Source organism: Mycobacterium syngnathidarum (genome assembly GCF_001942625.1).
Taxonomy (GTDB): domain Bacteria; phylum Actinomycetota; class Actinomycetes; order Mycobacteriales; family Mycobacteriaceae; genus Mycobacterium; species Mycobacterium syngnathidarum.
This window is the reverse complement of sequence record NZ_MLCL01000052.1, coordinates 16,917-33,715: the sequence shown is the minus strand read 5'-3', so window position 1 is coordinate 33,715 and position 16,799 is coordinate 16,917. Positions and strand designations below refer to the sequence as shown.

The window sequence follows — 16,799 nt, the reverse complement described above, 5'->3', positions numbered from 1 at the left end:
ACTACGCCCTCAACGCCTCCGCGTGCATGTCCTCAAGGTGTTTGCCCTTGGTTTCCCCGACCCACTTCCACACGAAGAGCAACGACAGAAACGCACACAGCGCGTAGAAGCCGTAGGCCACGCCGAGCACGTTGCGCAACTCCGGGAAGGACACGGTGATCAGCCAGTTCGCCACCCACTGGCCCGCAGCCGCCAAGCCCAGCGCCGCCGCCCGGATGCGGTTGGGGAACATCTCGCCCAGAAGTACCCAGACCACCGGGCCCCACGACATGCCGAAGGCCACCACGAACAGGTTCGCCGCGATCAGCGCGATCGGCCCGGCCGCACCGTCGAGCTGAGGCTGACCGTCGACCTGCGGGGCGGTTCCGAAGATCACGGCCATGGTGCCCAGGGTGATCGCCATACCGGTGGAGCCGATCAGCAACAGCGGCTTGCGCCCGATCTTGTCGATCAACGCGATGGCGATCAACGTGGTGACGATGTTGGTCACCGACGTGATCACCGTGATGGTGAAGGCCTGGCTCTCCTCGAATCCGACGGCCTCCCACAACACATTCGAGTAGTAGAAGATCACGTTGATGCCGACGAACTGCTGGAATATGGACAGTCCCAACCCAATCCAGACGATTCCGTACAGCCCACTGATGACGGCCGCCCCGATGCCGAGCGCGGCGAAGACCACCGCCAGCAGCCACAAGCCCAATGAAACCGAGAGGACAGCCAACACGATGCACAGCAACAGCAACAGCCACACGTAGCGCCGAACCCAGGCGGCGAACCTGCCCGCGGAGGCCCGCGGCTTGAGCAGATCCTGCCAGGACGGCGGTTTCTCGGATTTCAGCGAGTCTTCGATCCGGTGAATGGTGATCTCCAGGTTCTTCTCGCCGAGCAGCATCGAAAGAACCTTGCGTGCCTCCGGAATCCGGAACTTGGCGACCAGGTAGCGAGGAGACTCCGGGATGGTGTAGGCCAGCAAGCCGTACACCAGTGCCGGTATCGCCATCACCAGGAACATCCACCGCCAGGCCGCAAGCCCGAACCACAGTTCCTCGCGGGAGCCGCCGGCCAAATGGGCCAGTAGGTAGTCGATCGACAACGACAGGAAGATTCCGGTGACGATCGCCAGCTGCTGAAGGGAGCCCAGTCGCCCACGGATACGAGGCGGTGCCGTCTCCGCAATGTACGTCGGCGCGATGACCGAGGCCACCCCGACACCGAGGCCACCGATGATGCGGAAGATGACCACCAGCCAGATGTGGGTGGCGACGGCGGTACCGATCGCGCTGATGAAGAACAGCAGTGCCGCGAGCTTCATGACCGACCGCCGGCCGATCCGGTCGGCGAGCTGGCCCGCGGTCAGCGCGCCCACCGCGGCCCCGAGCAGCGCCGAAGCCACCGCTGAACCCAGAACTACGTTGTTGATCTGGAATTCATCCTGCAGCGCGGCCACCGCGCCGTTGATCACCGCGCTGTCATACCCGAAAAGCAGCCCGCCCAATGCGGCCACCGACGCGATCCGGACCACTCGGCCGCTGTGCTCGGATTCCTCGTAATCCAGGGCCGATGCAGGATCGTCGACCGGTCCGTGAGTCATGGAACGCCCTTCCGCAGCAACGCGTGATCAGGCTCACATTGAATCACACGGGCTCGATCAGGCGGTGCGTTCTCCGGCTTGGGAATTCAGTTCGTGATACACCGCGCGAAGGCCGTCGACATCGAGGTGCGTCAGCGAAGAAACATGCCGGCGCAACGGGCCTCCGGGAACGTCCACATCGTTGGGAACCACCAACACCGGGCAGCCGGCGGCCTCGGCGGATGCCGTGCCGGTGACCGAATCCTCGACCGCCAAACAGGATGTGGTGGCAATACCGAGAAGATCGGCCGCCCGCAGATACGGGTCAGGTGCCGGCTTGCCGCTGGCGACCTCATCACCGCAGACCGTCACCGAAAAGTAGTGGCGGCCAATGCTGTTCAAGGCCCGTTCAGCCAGATCCCGGCGGGTGTTGGTCACCAGGGCCATCGGGACCCCCGCCGCGGTAAGGCCGTCGAGCATCTCCTGGGCACCCGGCCGCCACGGTAGTCCCTGCTCGAAGAGCTCGCCGGTGTAGTCGTGCAACCAATCGGCCGATGCGGCCATCGCGGCGGCTTCGGGCTCCAGCCCCAGATCCTCATAGACGATCCGCATGACGGTCTCGGACGAACCGCCGACCGTCGATTCCCTCACCTCAGCGGTCAGCACCCCGCCCATCCGCGCATAGAGCGCGTGCATGGCGATGTCCCAGAGCTTTTCGGAGTCGACGAGCGTGCCGTCCATATCCCACAGCACCGCACGCATGAGCTCATTGTCCCACCGCGTGGTGATGGCGGTGAAATCGTGTGACTCAGCGCACTACTCGTACCCGTAGCACTCAGTCCTCCGGGTTATAGCCGAGATTCGGTGCCAGCCAGCGCTCGGCTTCTGCCAGGGTCCAGCCTTTGCGCCTCGCGTAGTCGGCGACCTGGTCCTGCGCCATCCGGCCGACGACGAAGTACTGCGATTGCGGGTGCGAGAAATACCACCCGCTGACGGCAGCACCGGGCCACATCGCCATCGAGTCGGTCAGCTCGATTCCGGTCCGCTCCTGCACATCCAGCAACTGGAAGAGCGTCACCTTCTCGGTGTGCTCGGGGCACGCCGGATAGCCGGGGGCCGGGCGGATGCCCACGTACTTCTCGCCGATGAGTTCCTCGTTGTCCAGCTCCTCGTCGGGCTGGTAACCCCAGAACTCCTCGCGGACCCGTTGGTGCATCCGTTCGGCGAACGCCTCGGCCAGCCGGTCGGCGAGCGACTCCAGCAGGATCGCGCTGTAGTCGTCGAGGGCTGCCTTGAACTCCATGATCTTGTCCTGGCTGCCCAGGCCGGCGGTGACGGCGAAAGCGCCGATATAGTCCGGTGCCCCGGTATCTCTGGGCGCGATGAAGTCGCCGAGGCTGCGGTTCGGGACACCGTCGCGATGCTCGCCCTGCTGGCGCAGGTTTCGCAGCGTGGTCAGCACCTCGGTCCGGGTCTCGTCGGTGTAGACCTCGATGTCGTCGCCGACCGCGTTCGCCGGGAAGAACCCGATCACCCCGTTGGCACGCAGCCACTTCTCCTTGATCAGGGTGTCGAGCATTTCCTGGGCGTCGTCGTACAGCTTGCGGGCGGCCTCACCCGACGCCGGGTTGTTGAGGATGTCGGGGAACCGCCCCTTCATCTCCCAGGCGTTGAAGAACGGCTGCCAGTCGATGTACTCGCGCAGTTCGGCGAGATCGTAGTCATGAAAATCGCGAATTCCCACACCTTGTGCGGGGACCGGCGGCGTGTAGCCGTCCCATTCGATCGGGGTCCGGTTCGCACGGGCCTTCTCCAGCGTCAGCATCGGCCGCTCGTTCTTCTGGGCGTGCCGTTCCCGAAGCGCTGCATAGTCTTTCTGGGTGGTCTCCAGCAGGGCCGGCCGCTGCTTGTCGTCGAGCAGCGCGGCGGCCACCGGCACCGAGCGGGACGCATCCTTGACCCAGACCACCGGACCGCTGCGGCGCGGCGCCACCTTCACGGCCGTGTGGGCGCGCGAGGTGGTCGCGCCACCGATCAGCAGCGGGATTTCCAGCCCCTCGCGTTCCATCTCGACGGCGAAGTTGACCATCTCGTCCAGCGACGGGGTGATCAGGCCGGACAGTCCGATGATGTCGGCGTTGTGGTCCCTGGCCGCGTCCAGGATCTTCTGGGCGGGCACCATCACACCGAGATCGATCACCTCGAAGTTGTTGCACTGCAGCACAACCCCGACGATGTTCTTGCCGATGTCGTGGACATCGCCCTTGACGGTCGCCATGATGATCGTGCCGTTGGTGTCCTTGCTCGCTGTTCCGCCGGAGGCGGCGGTGTCCGCCTTTTCCGCCTCGATGAACGGCAACAGATAGGCGACGGCCTTCTTCATCACCCGGGCCGATTTCACGACCTGCGGCAGGAACATCTTGCCCGCACCGAACAGGTCGCCGACGACGTTCATGCCGTCCATCAACGGGCCCTCGATCACCTCGATCGGGCGGCCGCCCGCGGCGGCGATCTCGGCCCGCAGCTCCTCGGTGTCGTCGTCGACGTGGGCGTCGATGCCCTTGACCAGAGCGTGCGTGATCCGCTCGCGGACGGGCAGGCTGCGCCACTGGGCCGCGGCGCGATCGTCGCCATCACCGGAGTTCTTCGTGTTGAACCTCTCGGCGATCTCCAGCAGCCGCTCGGCGGCGTCCTCGCGCCGGTTCAGGACGACGTCCTCGATGCGGTCCCGCAGCTCGGGGTCGATCGAGTCGTAGGGCACCAACGCACCGGCGTTGACGATGCCCATGTCCAGGCCGGCCTTGATGGCGTGGTATAGGAACACCGCGTGAATCGCCTCGCGGACCGGGTTGTTGCCCCGGAACGAGAACGACACGTTCGAGATGCCGCCGGAGATGTGCACCCCGGGCAGGTTTTCCTTGATCCAGGCGCAGGCCTCGATGAAGTCGATGCCGTAGGTGGCGTGTTCCTCGATGCCGGTGGCCAACGCGAAACAGTTCGGGTCGAAGATGATGTCCTCGGCCGGGAAGCCGACCTCTTCGGTCAGGATCCGGTAGGCGCGCCCGCAGATCTGGATGCGGCGTTCCAGGTTGTCGGCCTGTCCCTGCTCGTCGAAGGCCATCACGACGACGGCGGCGCCGTACTTGCGGCACAGCCGGGCCTCGCGGATGAACTTCTCCTCGCCCTCCTTCATGGAGATCGAGTTGACGATCGGCTTGCCCTGCACGTTCTTCAGGCCCGCCTCGATGACCTCCCACTTCGAGGAGTCGATCATCACCGGCACACGACTGATGTCCGGCTCGGCCGCGATCAGTTTGGTGAACCGGTCCATCGCGGCCACGCCGTCGATCATGCCTTCGTCCATGTTGATGTCGATGACCTGCGCACCGACCTCGACCTGCTGCAGGGCCACCGACAGCGCGGTGTCGTAGTCCTCGGCTTTGATCAGGTTCCGGAACCGGGCCGAGCCGGTGATGTTGGTGCGCTCGCCGATGTTGACGAACAGGGAGTCCTCGGTGATGTTGAGCGGCTCCAGCCCCGCCAGCCGCGTGGCCGCCGGGATCTCCGGCAGCGCGCGCGGCGCCACACCGTCCACGACCTTAGCGATTTCGGCGATGTGCGCAGGCGCGGTTCCGCAGCAACCACCGACTATGTTGACCAGGCCGGCCTCGGCGAACTCGGCGACGTAGCCGGCCTGCCGCTTCGGGGACTCGTCGTACTCGCCGAAGGCGTTGGGCAGGCCCGCGTTGGGGTAGCACGAGACGAAGGTGTCCGCGATTCGCGACATCTCGGCGATGTAGGGCCGCATCTCAGGTGCGCCCAGAGCGCAGTTGAGGCCGACCGCTATCGGCTTGGCGTGCCGGATCGAATTCCAGAACGCCTCGGTGACCTGGCCGGACAAGGTGCGACCGGAGGCATCGGTGATGGTGCCCGAGATGATCACCGGCCAGCGGCGTCCGCGCTGCTCGAACAGCGTTTCGATGGCGAACACCGCGGCCTTGGCGTTCAGCGTGTCGAAGATCGTCTCGACGATGATGATGTCGGAACCACCGTCGACCAGTCCGTTGGCGGCTTCGAGGTAGGCGGCGGCCAATTGGTCGTAAGAGACGTTGCGAGCCCCGGGGTCGTTGACGTCCGGCGAGATCGATGCGGTCCGCGTCGTCGGCCCCAGCGCCCCGGCCACGTACCGGGGCTGGTCGGCGGTGCTGTACTCGTCGCAGGCCGCCCGGGCCAGGGCCGCACCGGCGTAGTTGAGCTCGTAACTCAGCTCCTCCATGCCGTAGTCGGAGAGCGAAACCGCGTTCGCGTTGAACGTGTTGGTCTCCAAGATGTCGGCACCCGCCTCGAGGTACTCGCGGTGGATGTCCTCGATGATCTGTGGCTGCGTCAGGTTGAGCAGGTCGTTGTTGCCCTGGACGGGATTCGGCCAGTCCTTGAACCGCTCGCCGCGGTAACCCGCCTCGTCCGGGCGGTCCCGCTGGATGGCCGTGCCCATCGCACCGTCGATCACCATGATCCGCCGGCGCAGAGAAGCTGCCAGTTCGTCAGTGCAGTCCGGGCGGACGTTGGGCGCGAAGGTGTTCGTCGTCGCGCTGTTCGACTTAACGATGGTCACGTACGTCCCTTCCGTAACGGAAGGCGTCCTTGACTCTGCCGAGCGTGGCGGCTACGGGCAGAAACCCGGAACCGTTGCAACGCCTCTCGACCAGACGAGTCTACGTCGTCATTCGACAGACATGTGGACGCCCAACTCCTCGCCGCGATGGACCCCGACCCCGAGGGCTAACCAGATTGCAGCTGACCGTATTTCGTCTCGACCGCGCCGGCACCGGCCGCAACGCGCATCGACAAGGTGTCGAGCGGGTCGGTGTCGCGGGCAGACGTGTCAGCGGCAGTCACATCAACAGCGTAGTCGGTCTATCGAACAGCGCTGTTCGGCACCGCCGCGACCCGCCCGTACAACGGGCTCATCGACACCCGCCAAGGCTTACGCTTTAGGTGTGACCCCGTCGTATCCGAACGCCGGCCGGCCGATGAACCTGCCCGATTTGAAGGAAGCCACCATCGTGGCGGCCTTCGAGGGCTGGAATGACGCCGGCGACGCGGCCAGTGACGCGCTGGACCACCTGGATGCGATCTGGGAAGCCCAACCGATCGTCGAAATCGACGACGAGTCGTACTACGACTATCAGGTGAATCGCCCGGTGATCCGCCAGGTAGACGGCGTCACCCGCGAGCTGGTTTGGCCGTCGATGCGGATCTCGCACTGCCGTCCCCCGGGCAGCAACCGGGACGTGGTGTTGATGCACGGCGTCGAACCCAACATGCGCTGGCGCACCTTCTGCGCCGAGTTGCTGGCCATCGCCGACAAACTCAACGCGCAGACCGTGGTGATCCTGGGCGCGCTGCTGGCCGACACGCCCCACACCCGGCCCGTGCCGGTGTCGGGCTCGGCCTATTCAGCCGATTCGGCGAAGTTCTTCGGTCTGGAAGAGACCCGCTATGAGGGCCCGACCGGGATCGCCGGGGTGTTCCAGGACGCCTGCGTGCAGGCCGGCATCCCAGCCGTGACCTTCTGGGCCGCCGTACCGCACTACGTCTCGCAGCCGCCCAACCCCAAGGCGACCGTGGCCCTGCTGCGCCGGGTCGAGGACGTACTGGACGTCGAGGTGCCGCTGGCCGACCTGCCGGCGGCCGCCGAGGAGTGGGAGCAGGCCGTCACCGAGATGACCGCCGAGGACGAGGAGATCGCGGAGTACGTCGCCTCGTTGGAACAGCGCGGCGACGCCGAAGTCGACATGCACGAGGCGCTCGGCAAGATCGACGGCGACGCGCTGGCCGCGGAATTCGAGCGCTACCTGCGGCGTCGCGGCCGCTGAGCGGCCAATTCAGCCGGAGCCGCTTAGTCCTTCTCCTTCTCCAGCGCCTCGATGCGGGCACTGGTGGACCGGCCCAGCGCAGCGGCCTCGGCGTCGAGTTTGGGCAGCAGCGTCGGGGTGAACTTGAGGATGTCGCGCTCGGCCAGCGGCGTGGTGACGAACGGCCGGATCCAGCGGAACGCCCCCACCCACGCCGGGCTGTAGATGCGCTTCTTGCGCCCCTCGATGCCCTTGACGAAGGCCGCGCCACAGGCGTCGACGGTGGTGGTCCGGTTCAGCGGTGGCGGCAGCTTGGACAGCATTTCCCGGAATGCCGACAGATCCGACTTGGCGTCCTGCACCAACGGGGTGTCGATCCAGCTCATGTGGGCCGAGCCGACGTCGACGCCGAGGTGGGCCACCTCCAGGCGCAAGGTGTTCGCGAAGTACTCGGCGCCGGCCTTGGAGGCGTGGTAGGCCGCCAGTCCGGGCGCCGAGGTGAACGCCGCCAGGGAGGACACCACGAGCACATACCCGCGGCGCTTGATCACCGCAGGCAGGGTCGCACGGACGGTGTTGAACACCCCCACCACGTTGATGTCGACGACCCGCTTGAACGCCTCGGGATCGACCTGAATGACCGAACCGAAGCTGGCGATCCCGGCGTTGGCCATCACGATGTCGATGCCGCCGAATCGCTCGACCGCGGCGTCGGCAGCCTTCTGCATGGCGGCCAGATCGCGCACATCGGCCAGCGCCGTCAGCACATGTTCGGCACCGAGTTCGGCGGCCAACGCGCTCAGCGGTGCCTCGTCGAGGTCGGTGAGCACCAGTTTGGCACCCCTGGTGCGCAGCCGGCGCGCCACCTCTGCGCCGATACCGCGTGCTCCGCCGGTGATGAAGACGACTTTGCCGTTCACAGAACCCATTGCCGCAACGTACCCCACCGGGGCGCGTGCGACGAGGCCCTAGAGTTCGACGCCCAGCAGCGCGTCCACGGTATCGGCCACCAGTCGCGGCGCGGCGGTGTCATGACCACCGTAGGCCAGCGCGTCGCTACACCAACCATCCAGTGCGGCAAGCACTTTCGGTGTATCGAGATCGTCGGCCAGGTACTGACGCACCCGGGCCACCACGTCGGTGGCATCCGGCCCGGCCGGCAACGCGGCGGCGGCACGCCAACGTTTGAGCCGGGCGTCGGCCTCGGCGAGAACTTCGTCGCTCCAGAACCGGTCACTGCGATAGTGCCCGGCGAACAGCCCCAGCCGCACTGCCGACGGATCGACACCGTCGGCGCGCAGGCGCGACACCAGCACCAGGTTGCCGCGGCTCTTGCTCATCTTGTGACCGTCCCAGCCGATCATGCCCGCGTGCACGTAGTGGCGGGCGAAACGCCGCTCCCCGGTGACCGATTCGGCGTGCGCGGCGGAGAACTCGTGGTGCGGGAAGATCAAGTCGCTGCCGCCGCCCTGGATGTCCAGGCCCGAGCCGATACGGGTCAGCGCGATGGCCGAGCACTCGACGTGCCAACCGGGCCGGCCTGCGCCGAACGGCGAGGGCCAACTGGGCTCACCCGGCCGTTGCGCCCGCCACAACAGCGCATCGAGTTCGTCGCCCTTACCGGCGCGGTCCGGGTCACCACCACGCTCGCCGAACAGCCGCAGCATGGTCGCGCGGTCATAGCCCGACTCATAACCGAACTGGACGGTGGCGTCGGCGCGGTAGTACACGTCGGGATACTCAGGGTCGTCGACCACGTAGGCCGCGCCGGAGGCCAGCATCTTCTCCACCAGCTCGACCACTTCGGAGATCGCGTCGGTGGCGGCCACGTAGTCCTGCGGCGGCAGCACGCGCAGGGCGGCCATGTCGTCGCGGAAGAGCTGGGTTTCCCGGTCGCCGAGGTCACGCCAGTCGATCCCGTCGCGGTCGGCCCGTTCGAACAGCGGATCGTCCACATCGGTGACGTTCTGCACGTAGTGCACCGTGTGCCCCGCGTCCAGCCAGAGCCGATGTACCAGATCGAAAGTCAGATACGTCGCGGCGTGACCGAGATGGGTGGCGTCGTACGGCGTGATGCCACACACGTACATCGTGGCCGTCGACCCGGGGGTCACCGGGCGTACCTGCCTGTCGGCGCTGTCGTACAGCCGCAGCTGCGGACCACTCCCCTCCAGCACCGGGACTGACGGTGCCGACCACGATCGCATGGCCTCGACTCTAAGGTGCTCGCTCAGGACGGCCTCCCGCCGGTCGGTCCCACACAGTTCTCCCAAGTCAGACAACACCGCCCTGGATTCCATTCCCGCATCATCGAGCCACCCCGATCGCCTCCAGCAGGATCGGCGCCAGCTCTTTGCGACACATGAGGAAGTCCGGCAGGTACGGGTCGGCGCGGTTATAGCGCAACTCCGAGCCGTCCAACCGGGACGCGTGCAGGCCCGCGGCGAGCACCACCCCCGCGGGCGCGGCCGAATCCCACTCCCACTGACCGCCCGCGTGAATGTAGGCGTCGACGTCACCGCGCACCACGGCCATCGCCTTGGCCCCGGCCGAGCCGATGCGCACCATCCGGAAGTCCAGCTGCTCACGCATCCGCCACAGCACTGCCGGAGGTCGGTTCGAACTCGCGGTGATCAGCAAGGGGCCGGGCCGGCGCGGCCCGGGTGGCGTGACCGTGTCGCTGCGGTACACCTCGCCGCGGGCGGGCAGGGCCACCACCGCATCCGAGAGGCCGCCATCGGCGCTCACCGAACGCTGCCACAGGGCGATGTGCACTGCCCAGTCCTCACGGCCGGGCAGAGAGAACTCGTACGTGCCGTCCACGGGGTCGACGATCCAGACCCGGTCGGCATCGACGCGGGACAGGTCGTCGACCGCCTCCTCGCTGAGCACGGAATCACCGGGGCGAGCCTGGGCGAGGCGGTCCAGGATCAGCGCGTTCGAGCGGCGGTCGCCCTCGTCGCCGAGGTAATAGGGATCGTAGAAACCGACTTGTTCGCGGACTGCCAGCAACAGCTCGCCGGCCTCCTTGGCCACTGCGGCAGCCAGGTCGGCGTCGGTCGCGTGCATCGACCAAGTATCGTCGGCGCACCGAATTGGTGCGTTGGCGGGGCCGGTTGCGCCGGTATTGTCAGGTCCCGCCGCCGCTACAGAGGAGATCCATGACCGAGCAGACCCCTGTCGACAACCTGTCCGACTCGTGGCGCTGGAAGTTCGATTTCTTCAACGCCTACGGCCTGCCCAGCGCCTCACCCGAGGCCAAGGCCGCGTACCGCAATCTCAGCTTCATGGCCAAGCTGCGGCTCACCTCCAACATCCTGGCGTTCCTGTTCGGCCCGCTCTATTTCTTCGTAAAGGGTATGTGGCGCAAGGGTTTGACACTGTTGGGAATCGCGATCACCGCGGGAGTGGTGCTGACGGTCCTCGATGTCAGCGACACGATCGGGCGGTCCGTCGGAATAGCCATCGGCGCGCTGGCGATGTCGACGGCGAACTACGCCTACTACCTGCACGCGGTGCGCGGTAGCCAGTCGTGGAATCCGTTCGAAGGGTTCGGCTGGGCCCGCTAGAAGGCCGGCCACGGGATCGGCCGATGCCGATCGGGTGTCGGCATCACCGGATTGTGCAGTAGCCCAACGATTCTGGACCGCAACGCGGCGATCTCCACGTCGGTGACGTGACCGCACAACTGCTCTGCCAGACCGGCGAAACCGGCGCGCAGTGCGGCGACATCGGCCAGAGTTTCATCGTCGACGGGCTTGCCCGCCCAGCCCCACAACACGGTCCGCAGCTTGTCCTCGGCATGCAGGCTCACTCCGTGGTCCACCCCGTAGACAGCCCCGTCGAGCCCGGCCAGGATGTGTCCACCTTTGCGGTCGGCGTTGTTGATCAGCACATCGAACACCGCCATGCGGAACAACCGGGGGTCGTCGGCGTGCACCAGTGTCACCTCGTCGCCGGCGTAGTCGTAAGCCTGCAGGATCGGCAGGAAACCCGGCGGGAGGTGTCCGGCCGGAAGCAGGTCCACCAGATCGGGACCGGCGTCGGGCTCGTCGCCCACCTGGTCCCCGGGCTGATCCACCCACAGCTGCAGCATCCCCGGACCGGCTGGGCCATCCCGAATAATCGTGCGGGGCACGATATCCCAGCCCAAGGCGGCCGAGATCAGGTATGCACTCAACTCACGGCCGGCCAAGGTGCCGTCGGGAAAGTCCCACAGCGGCGCCTCGCCCCGGATCGGCTTGTACACACAGTGCACCTGATTCTCACCGGAAGTCGCCTCGCACAGGAACGTGGCGTTGCTGGCCGACCGGATCCGGCCGATCACCGTCAGTTCGCCGTCGGCCAGTACCGCGCCGTCGTCGCCGTCAGGAATCTGCGTCATCTTCGGACCCGGCCACCTCACCGCGCCGATAGCCGTTGGTACGCACGCAGATGTGACCATCGGGGTCCAGCGGCTCATCACACAGCGGGCAGGGTGGACGTCCGGCCGAGATGACCCGGTTGGACCGGGTGGCGAACTCCCGTGCCGACTCCGGGGTGAGGAACACCCGCACCGCGTCGGGGCCGTCCTCGGCATCGTCGAGCACCACCGAGGCGTCGAACTCCCCCTCGGACACCGCGAGTAGCTCGACCACGACCGTCTGCGCTTCCGAATCCCAGCCCAGCCCCATCGTCCCGACGCGGAACTCGGCGTCGACCGGGGTGACCAGCGGCAGCAGATCACTCACCTCGCCGGTATCCGGCGGGATCGGTGTGCCGAAGCGGCGATTGATCTCGGTCAACAGGGCAGCGATCCGCTCGGCCAACACGGCCACCTGCTGCTTTTCCAGGATGACCGAGATCACCCGTTTGTCGTGGACAGCCTGCAGGTAAAACGTTCGGTTGCCGGGTTGGCCGACTGTCCCGGCGACGAAACGGTCGGGAGTGCGGAATACATGAATTGCGCGGGCCATGACACCTTCCAAAATACCGGTAGCGGTCTCACTGGTCAGTTGGTGGACCCACCCACCACCGCGTCGGTGGCGGGTTTGGCCGCCAGCCCGGCGCTCAACTGGGTGCCCGTGTGGTTGATGTGCATCACGAAAGGACGCAGCTCGGTGTAGCGGATCACGCTCATCGACGCCGGGTCCGCGGTGATGCGCTGGAACCCGTCCAAGTGCACGCCGAGGGCATCGGCCAGCACCGCCTTGATCACGTCGCCGTGCGTGCAGGCGACCCACAAAACGTCGGCGCCATGCTGCTGAGCCAGCGCTCGGTCCCGTTCCCGCACCGCGGCAACCGCGCGAGCCTGCACTTGCGCGAGCCCCTCGCCGTCGGGGAACACCGCCGCGCTGGGCTGCTGCTGCACGACCGCCCACAGCGGCTCCTTGACCAGCTCGCCGATCGCCCGACCGGTCCAGCTGCCGTAGTCCACCTCGGTGAGCCTGTCGTCGACGATCGGCTGCAGTGCGAGCGCCTGGGCCAGCGGTGCCACCGTGCGCTCGCAGCGCAGCAGCGGCGAATGCACGATCGCGGTCACCGGGAGTTCCCCGATCCGCGCGACCACGCCGGCCGCCTGCTCGACGCCGCGCTCGTCGAGGTCGACGCCTTGGCTGCGACCCGCGAGGGTATGCGCCGTGTTCGACGTCGAACGGCCATGTCGCAGCAGAATCACCGTCATTTCGACTCCTCCGTCATTGTGCGGCGACCACCCCGGTCCCCAGCAGCGCCAGCACCACCGCGCCCAACACCACCCGGTAGCCGACAAACCAGTACATGCTGTGCGACACCAGGAATTTCAGGAACCAGGCGATGGCCGCGAAGCCGACGACGAACGCGATCACGGTAGCCACCAGGAGCTGGGCGCCGCTGGCGCTCATCCCCTCCCCGACCGGGTGGAACGCATCGGGCAGCGAAAAAATGCCCGAGGCGAAGACCGCGGGGATCGCCAGCAGAAAACCGAACCGGGCGGCCAGCTCGCGTTCCATCCCCAGAAACAGGCCGGCACTGATGGTCGCTCCCGATCGGGACACGCCAGGCACCAGGGCCAGACACTGGGCCAGGCCGACGATGATGCTGTCACGCCAGGTCAGCTGTTCGACGCGACGAACCTGCCTGCCGTAGTACTCGGCCACGGCGATCACCGCCGAGAACACGATGAGCGCCGTGGCAACCAACCACAGATTGCGTGCGCCGGTACGGATTTCGTCTTTGAACAACAGGCCGAACACACCGATCGGGATGCTGCCGATGATCACCCACCAGCCCAGCCAGTAGTCGGCCGACCGGTGCGCCGCGTTGGTCAGACCGGTGAACCAGGCCTTGATGATGCGCCCGATGTCCCTGGCGAAGTACATCAGGACCGCGAGCTCGGTTCCCAACTGCGTGACCGCGGTGAACGAGGCACCCGCGTCGTCGTCGAAGAACACCCGCGAGGTGATCGCCAGGTGCCCAGAGGACGAGACCGGCAGAAACTCGGTGAGCCCCTGGACAATCGACAACACGACAACTTGCAGCCAGGACATGGCACCGACGTCAGTCACGACGACGACCGTACCGTGGCAAGTGCTTCAGGTATGCCTCAGCGACCGGCGCGCGAAACCGGCTGCGCGTCGGCGACTGCGTCGCGCACCGTTGCCGACAGACTGCGTTCATCAGTCAGGTCGATATCGGTCAGTTTGCGGGTGGCCACGGCAACGACATCGTCGTCGATCGGGACCGGCCCGGACAGCCGCGGGCGGTAGATCTCGATCATCAGCTGCTGACGCTCGATGTGGAACGAAAAACTCCGGCCATCGCCAACTTGGCCAAACCCACTAGCGTGTACACCAGTGGAAATATCCTCCATAGCAAACTCTCGGTTGTCGAGTTCCCGGTCTGCGGCGAGGGTCATGGTCGAACCATACCTCGACTTATGCCGCATTGGTTGCAGACGCGACCATTTCCGACCGACGGCCATGCCTAAACTGGATACCTGCACGTCACCGATATCCGTTTCCGATCGAGAGCCATCCGTTGCGCCCAATCCCTGCAGGTCAGCCAGTTCGCGCCGGCCTTTTTGCGCTGGCCCTGCTGCTCACCGCGGGCTGCACGTCCAACCCCGCCGACGCTCCACCGCCCACCATCGAGCCCGCTCAGGCCGCAGTTTCACCGCCGGTCGCGGCCGCCCCGGACGGCGAGATCCGGGAATTGAGCGGGCACGCCGCGGGCGCCGTGTTCGACCCAGCAACCGGAACGCTCGTCGTCCTGACCCCGGGGGCCGAAGGTCAGTCGACCCTGAGCCTGTTGTCCGGGAGGCAACAGCGGCGCAACGTGACGTTGCTGCCCGCGGCCACGGCGCTCAGCGTCGACGGCAAGGGCAACGTCCTGGCGTCCACACGAGGCGGATACTTCCGGGTCGACGTGGCCTCGGCCAAGCCCGCAAAGATCGATGTGGACGGCGCCCAGGGCGTGGATTTCACCGCGATCGCGCTGCGCGCCGACGGCAATCCGGTGCTCGGCACCGCCGACGGAGCCGTCTACACCCTGGCCGGCGACCACACCGTGGCTGCCCGGCTAAAGATCTTCGCCCGGGTGGATTCACTTGTCACACAAGGAAATACCGCCGTAGTTCTGGATCGCGGACAAACTTCGGTGACGGCCGTCAACGCCGGCGGCACGAAAGCCGCCCAGGCCTTGCGGGCCGGCGAAGGCGCCACCACCATGGCCGCCGATGCGCGCGGACGCGTCCTGGTCGCCGACACCCGCGGCGACGAGCTACTCGTGTTCGGCGCCGATCCGCTGATCATGCGGCAGCGCTACCCGGTGCCCGCCGCCCCCTACGGCCTGGCCGGATCCGCCCAGTTGGCCTGGGTGTCGCAGACCGCGGCCAACACCGTGATTGGTTACGATCTCTCCACCGGCATACCGGTGGAAAAGGTGCGTTATCGAACCGTGCAGCAACCGAACTCCCTGGCCTACGACGACAAGACGGACACCCTGTACGTGGTGTCCGGCTCGGGAGCCGGTGTGCAGGTGATCCGCACCGCATCGGGTCGCCGATGACCACCATCCAGCAGGGCCGCATGCCTCCCGGATGGGACAAAGTCGTCGCAGAGGATCTGTCCGAGGAATACGACTGGATACCGCTGCGGCTACCGCCGGATGTCACCAGGATCAGCGCCTCGATCCGCTTGTCGATCGAGGCCGAGTACCGCGGCTGGGAACTGACCCGGGTGCGGGCATACACAGATGGGAGCCGACGGGTGCTGTTGCGCCGCAAGAAAACCGCGTCATCCATGCCGGGCACGCCCCAGGCGCCTGCGCTGTGATCTACGCGACCTTGCGGCGGGCGTTCTTTCTGGTCCCGCCGGAACGGATTCACCTGTGGGTCTTCGCCGTCCTGCGTGCGGTCACCGGCCCCGCGATCCTGCGCCGCGCACTGGCGCGGCGCTTGGCGCCCAGCGATCCGGTACTGGCCAGCACGGTGTTCGGCGTCCGGTTCCCCGGACCGATGGGCCTGGCCGCAGGATTCGACAAGGATGGCCGCGGGCTGGAGGCGTGGGGTGCCCTGGGCTTCGGGTATGCCGAGGTCGGCACCGTCACCGCGCAACCTCAACCGGGCAACCCCGAGCCCCGGTTGTTCCGGCTGCCCGAAGACCATGCGCTGCTGAACCGGATGGGATTCAACAACGAGGGCGCCGGCGCCCTGGCCATCCGGCTGGCCCAGCACACCCCCGATGTCCCGATCGGGGTGAACATCGGCAAGACCAAGCTGACCCCGCCCTCCGACGCGGTGGCCGACTACGCCGAGAGCACCCGGCTGGTCAGCGCGCTGGCCGCCTATGTCGTGGTCAACGTCAGCTCACCCAACACCCCCGGACTGCGGGATCTACAGGCCGTAGAGTCGCTGCGGCCGATCCTGGCCGCGGTCAAGGCCGAGACCGACAAGCCCGTCCTGGTCAAGATCGCCCCCGATCTCTCCGATGCCGATATCGACGAAATCGCCGACCTGGCAGTCGAATTGGGGCTGGCGGGGATCGTCGCCACCAACACCACCGTGTCCCGGGAGGGCCTGGCCACACCCGGTGTCGCCGACCTGGGCACCGGCGGAATCTCGGGGCGCCCGGTGGCACACCGATCCCTGCAGGTGCTACGGCAGCTGTACTCGCGGGTGGGCGACAAGCTCGTACTGATCAGCGCCGGTGGCATCGAAACCGCCGACGACGCGTGGGAACGGATCACCTCCGGGGCCACCCTGTTGCAGGGCTACACCGGATTCATCTACGGCGGCGGGTTGTGGGCCAAACAGATCCACGACGGCATCGCCGAGCGGTTGCACGCCGGCGGCTTCGCATCGCTGAGCGACGCGGTGGGATCAGCTGCCCGCTGACCTCCACCGCGCCCTC

Annotated in this window: 16 protein-coding genes; 5 read left to right on the top strand and 11 right to left on the bottom strand. The window is 66.7% G+C overall.

The features are described from left to right. Position 1: 1 nt before the first annotated feature. From BKG60_RS14045 to metH, 3 genes are all read right to left on the bottom strand, one after another. Positions 2–1,594, bottom strand: a complete 1,593-nt coding sequence (locus tag BKG60_RS14045; RefSeq protein ID WP_070188704.1) for a sugar porter family MFS transporter — start codon at positions 1,592–1,594, stop codon at positions 2–4. Between the two features lie 57 nt (positions 1,595–1,651). After that, complete coding sequence (locus BKG60_RS14040) at positions 1,652–2,335, bottom strand: HAD family hydrolase (protein WP_070946418.1); 684 nt, start codon at positions 2,333–2,335, stop codon at positions 1,652–1,654. 73 nt (positions 2,336–2,408) lie between these two features. Further along, entirely contained in the window at positions 2,409–6,188 is a 3,780-nt protein-coding gene (gene metH, locus BKG60_RS14035; protein ID WP_070946417.1) for a methionine synthase, read from the bottom strand. Positions 6,189–6,573: 385 nt separating this feature from the next. Between metH and BKG60_RS14030 the strand changes: the two genes are divergently transcribed. Beyond that, positions 6,574–7,452 carry a PAC2 family protein gene (locus BKG60_RS14030; protein WP_070188701.1) on the top strand — a complete coding sequence of 293 codons (879 nt, stop codon included), beginning with the start codon at positions 6,574–6,576 and terminating at the stop codon, positions 7,450–7,452. A 23-nt stretch (positions 7,453–7,475) separates the two neighbouring features. Here the strand turns inward: BKG60_RS14030 and BKG60_RS14025 are convergent, their stop codons facing one another. The 3 genes from BKG60_RS14025 to BKG60_RS14015 form a co-directional block, all read right to left on the bottom strand. Further along, positions 7,476–8,360 carry an SDR family oxidoreductase gene (locus BKG60_RS14025; protein ID WP_070188700.1) on the bottom strand — a complete coding sequence of 295 codons (885 nt, stop codon included), beginning with the start codon at positions 8,358–8,360 and terminating at the stop codon, positions 7,476–7,478. Between the two features lie 39 nt (positions 8,361–8,399). Further along, positions 8,400–9,638 carry a cysteine--1-D-myo-inosityl 2-amino-2-deoxy-alpha-D-glucopyranoside ligase gene (gene mshC, locus BKG60_RS14020; RefSeq protein ID WP_070943297.1) on the bottom strand — a complete coding sequence of 413 codons (1,239 nt, stop codon included), beginning with the start codon at positions 9,636–9,638 and terminating at the stop codon, positions 8,400–8,402. A gap of 100 nt (positions 9,639–9,738) precedes the next feature. Beyond that, a complete protein-coding gene (locus BKG60_RS14015) occupies positions 9,739–10,500 on the bottom strand; it encodes a 3'(2'),5'-bisphosphate nucleotidase CysQ (RefSeq protein ID WP_070943298.1) in 762 nt (253 codons plus the stop codon). 92 nt (positions 10,501–10,592) lie between these two features. On the opposite strand from BKG60_RS14015, the gene BKG60_RS14010 reads away from it, so the two are divergent. Next, a complete protein-coding gene (locus tag BKG60_RS14010) occupies positions 10,593–11,000 on the top strand; it encodes a DUF2628 domain-containing protein (protein ID WP_070943299.1) in 408 nt (135 codons plus the stop codon). Here the strand turns inward: BKG60_RS14010 and BKG60_RS14005 are convergent. The 5 genes from BKG60_RS14005 to BKG60_RS13985 are packed head-to-tail and all read right to left on the bottom strand — an operon-like array spanning position 10,997 to position 14,305. Beyond that, the gene (locus BKG60_RS14005) at positions 10,997–11,815 is read right to left on the bottom strand and encodes an SCO1664 family protein (protein ID WP_070943300.1); all 819 of its coding nucleotides are present in this window, start codon (positions 11,813–11,815) and stop codon (positions 10,997–10,999) included. The two genes, BKG60_RS14010 and BKG60_RS14005, sit on opposite strands and share 4 nt — an antisense overlap. Beyond that, positions 11,799–12,386: a DUF3090 domain-containing protein gene (locus BKG60_RS14000; RefSeq protein WP_070188695.1), complete on the bottom strand. Its 588-nt coding sequence runs from the start codon at positions 12,384–12,386 to the stop codon at positions 11,799–11,801. The genes BKG60_RS14005 and BKG60_RS14000 overlap by 17 nt, the downstream gene beginning before the upstream one ends. Before the next feature lie 35 nt (positions 12,387–12,421). Next, entirely contained in the window at positions 12,422–13,093 is a 672-nt protein-coding gene (locus BKG60_RS13995; RefSeq protein ID WP_070188694.1) for a histidine phosphatase family protein, read from the bottom strand. A gap of 13 nt (positions 13,094–13,106) precedes the next feature. Further along, complete coding sequence (locus tag BKG60_RS13990) at positions 13,107–13,937, bottom strand: undecaprenyl-diphosphate phosphatase (RefSeq protein WP_070188765.1); 831 nt, start codon at positions 13,935–13,937, stop codon at positions 13,107–13,109. Between the two features lie 56 nt (positions 13,938–13,993). Further along, positions 13,994–14,305 (bottom strand): hypothetical protein, encoded by a 312-nt coding sequence (locus tag BKG60_RS13985; RefSeq protein WP_070188693.1) that lies wholly within the window; start codon positions 14,303–14,305, stop codon positions 13,994–13,996. 122 nt (positions 14,306–14,427) lie between these two features. Here BKG60_RS13985 and BKG60_RS13980 point away from each other — a divergent pair, with 122 nt between their 5' ends. Genes BKG60_RS13980 through BKG60_RS13970 form a run of 3 tightly spaced genes read left to right on the top strand, consistent with a single transcriptional unit; the run spans position 14,428 to position 16,783 of the window. After that, positions 14,428–15,456: a YncE family protein gene (locus BKG60_RS13980; RefSeq protein WP_083339154.1), complete on the top strand. Its 1,029-nt coding sequence runs from the start codon at positions 14,428–14,430 to the stop codon at positions 15,454–15,456. After that, a complete protein-coding gene (locus BKG60_RS13975; RefSeq protein ID WP_070943301.1) occupies positions 15,453–15,722 on the top strand; it encodes a DUF5703 family protein in 270 nt (89 codons plus the stop codon). Before BKG60_RS13980 ends, BKG60_RS13975 begins: the two co-directional genes overlap by 4 nt. After that, entirely contained in the window at positions 15,722–16,783 is a 1,062-nt protein-coding gene (locus tag BKG60_RS13970; RefSeq protein WP_207549525.1) for a quinone-dependent dihydroorotate dehydrogenase, read from the top strand. Before BKG60_RS13975 ends, BKG60_RS13970 begins: the two co-directional genes overlap by 1 nt. Positions 16,784–16,799: the final 16 nt, after the last annotated feature.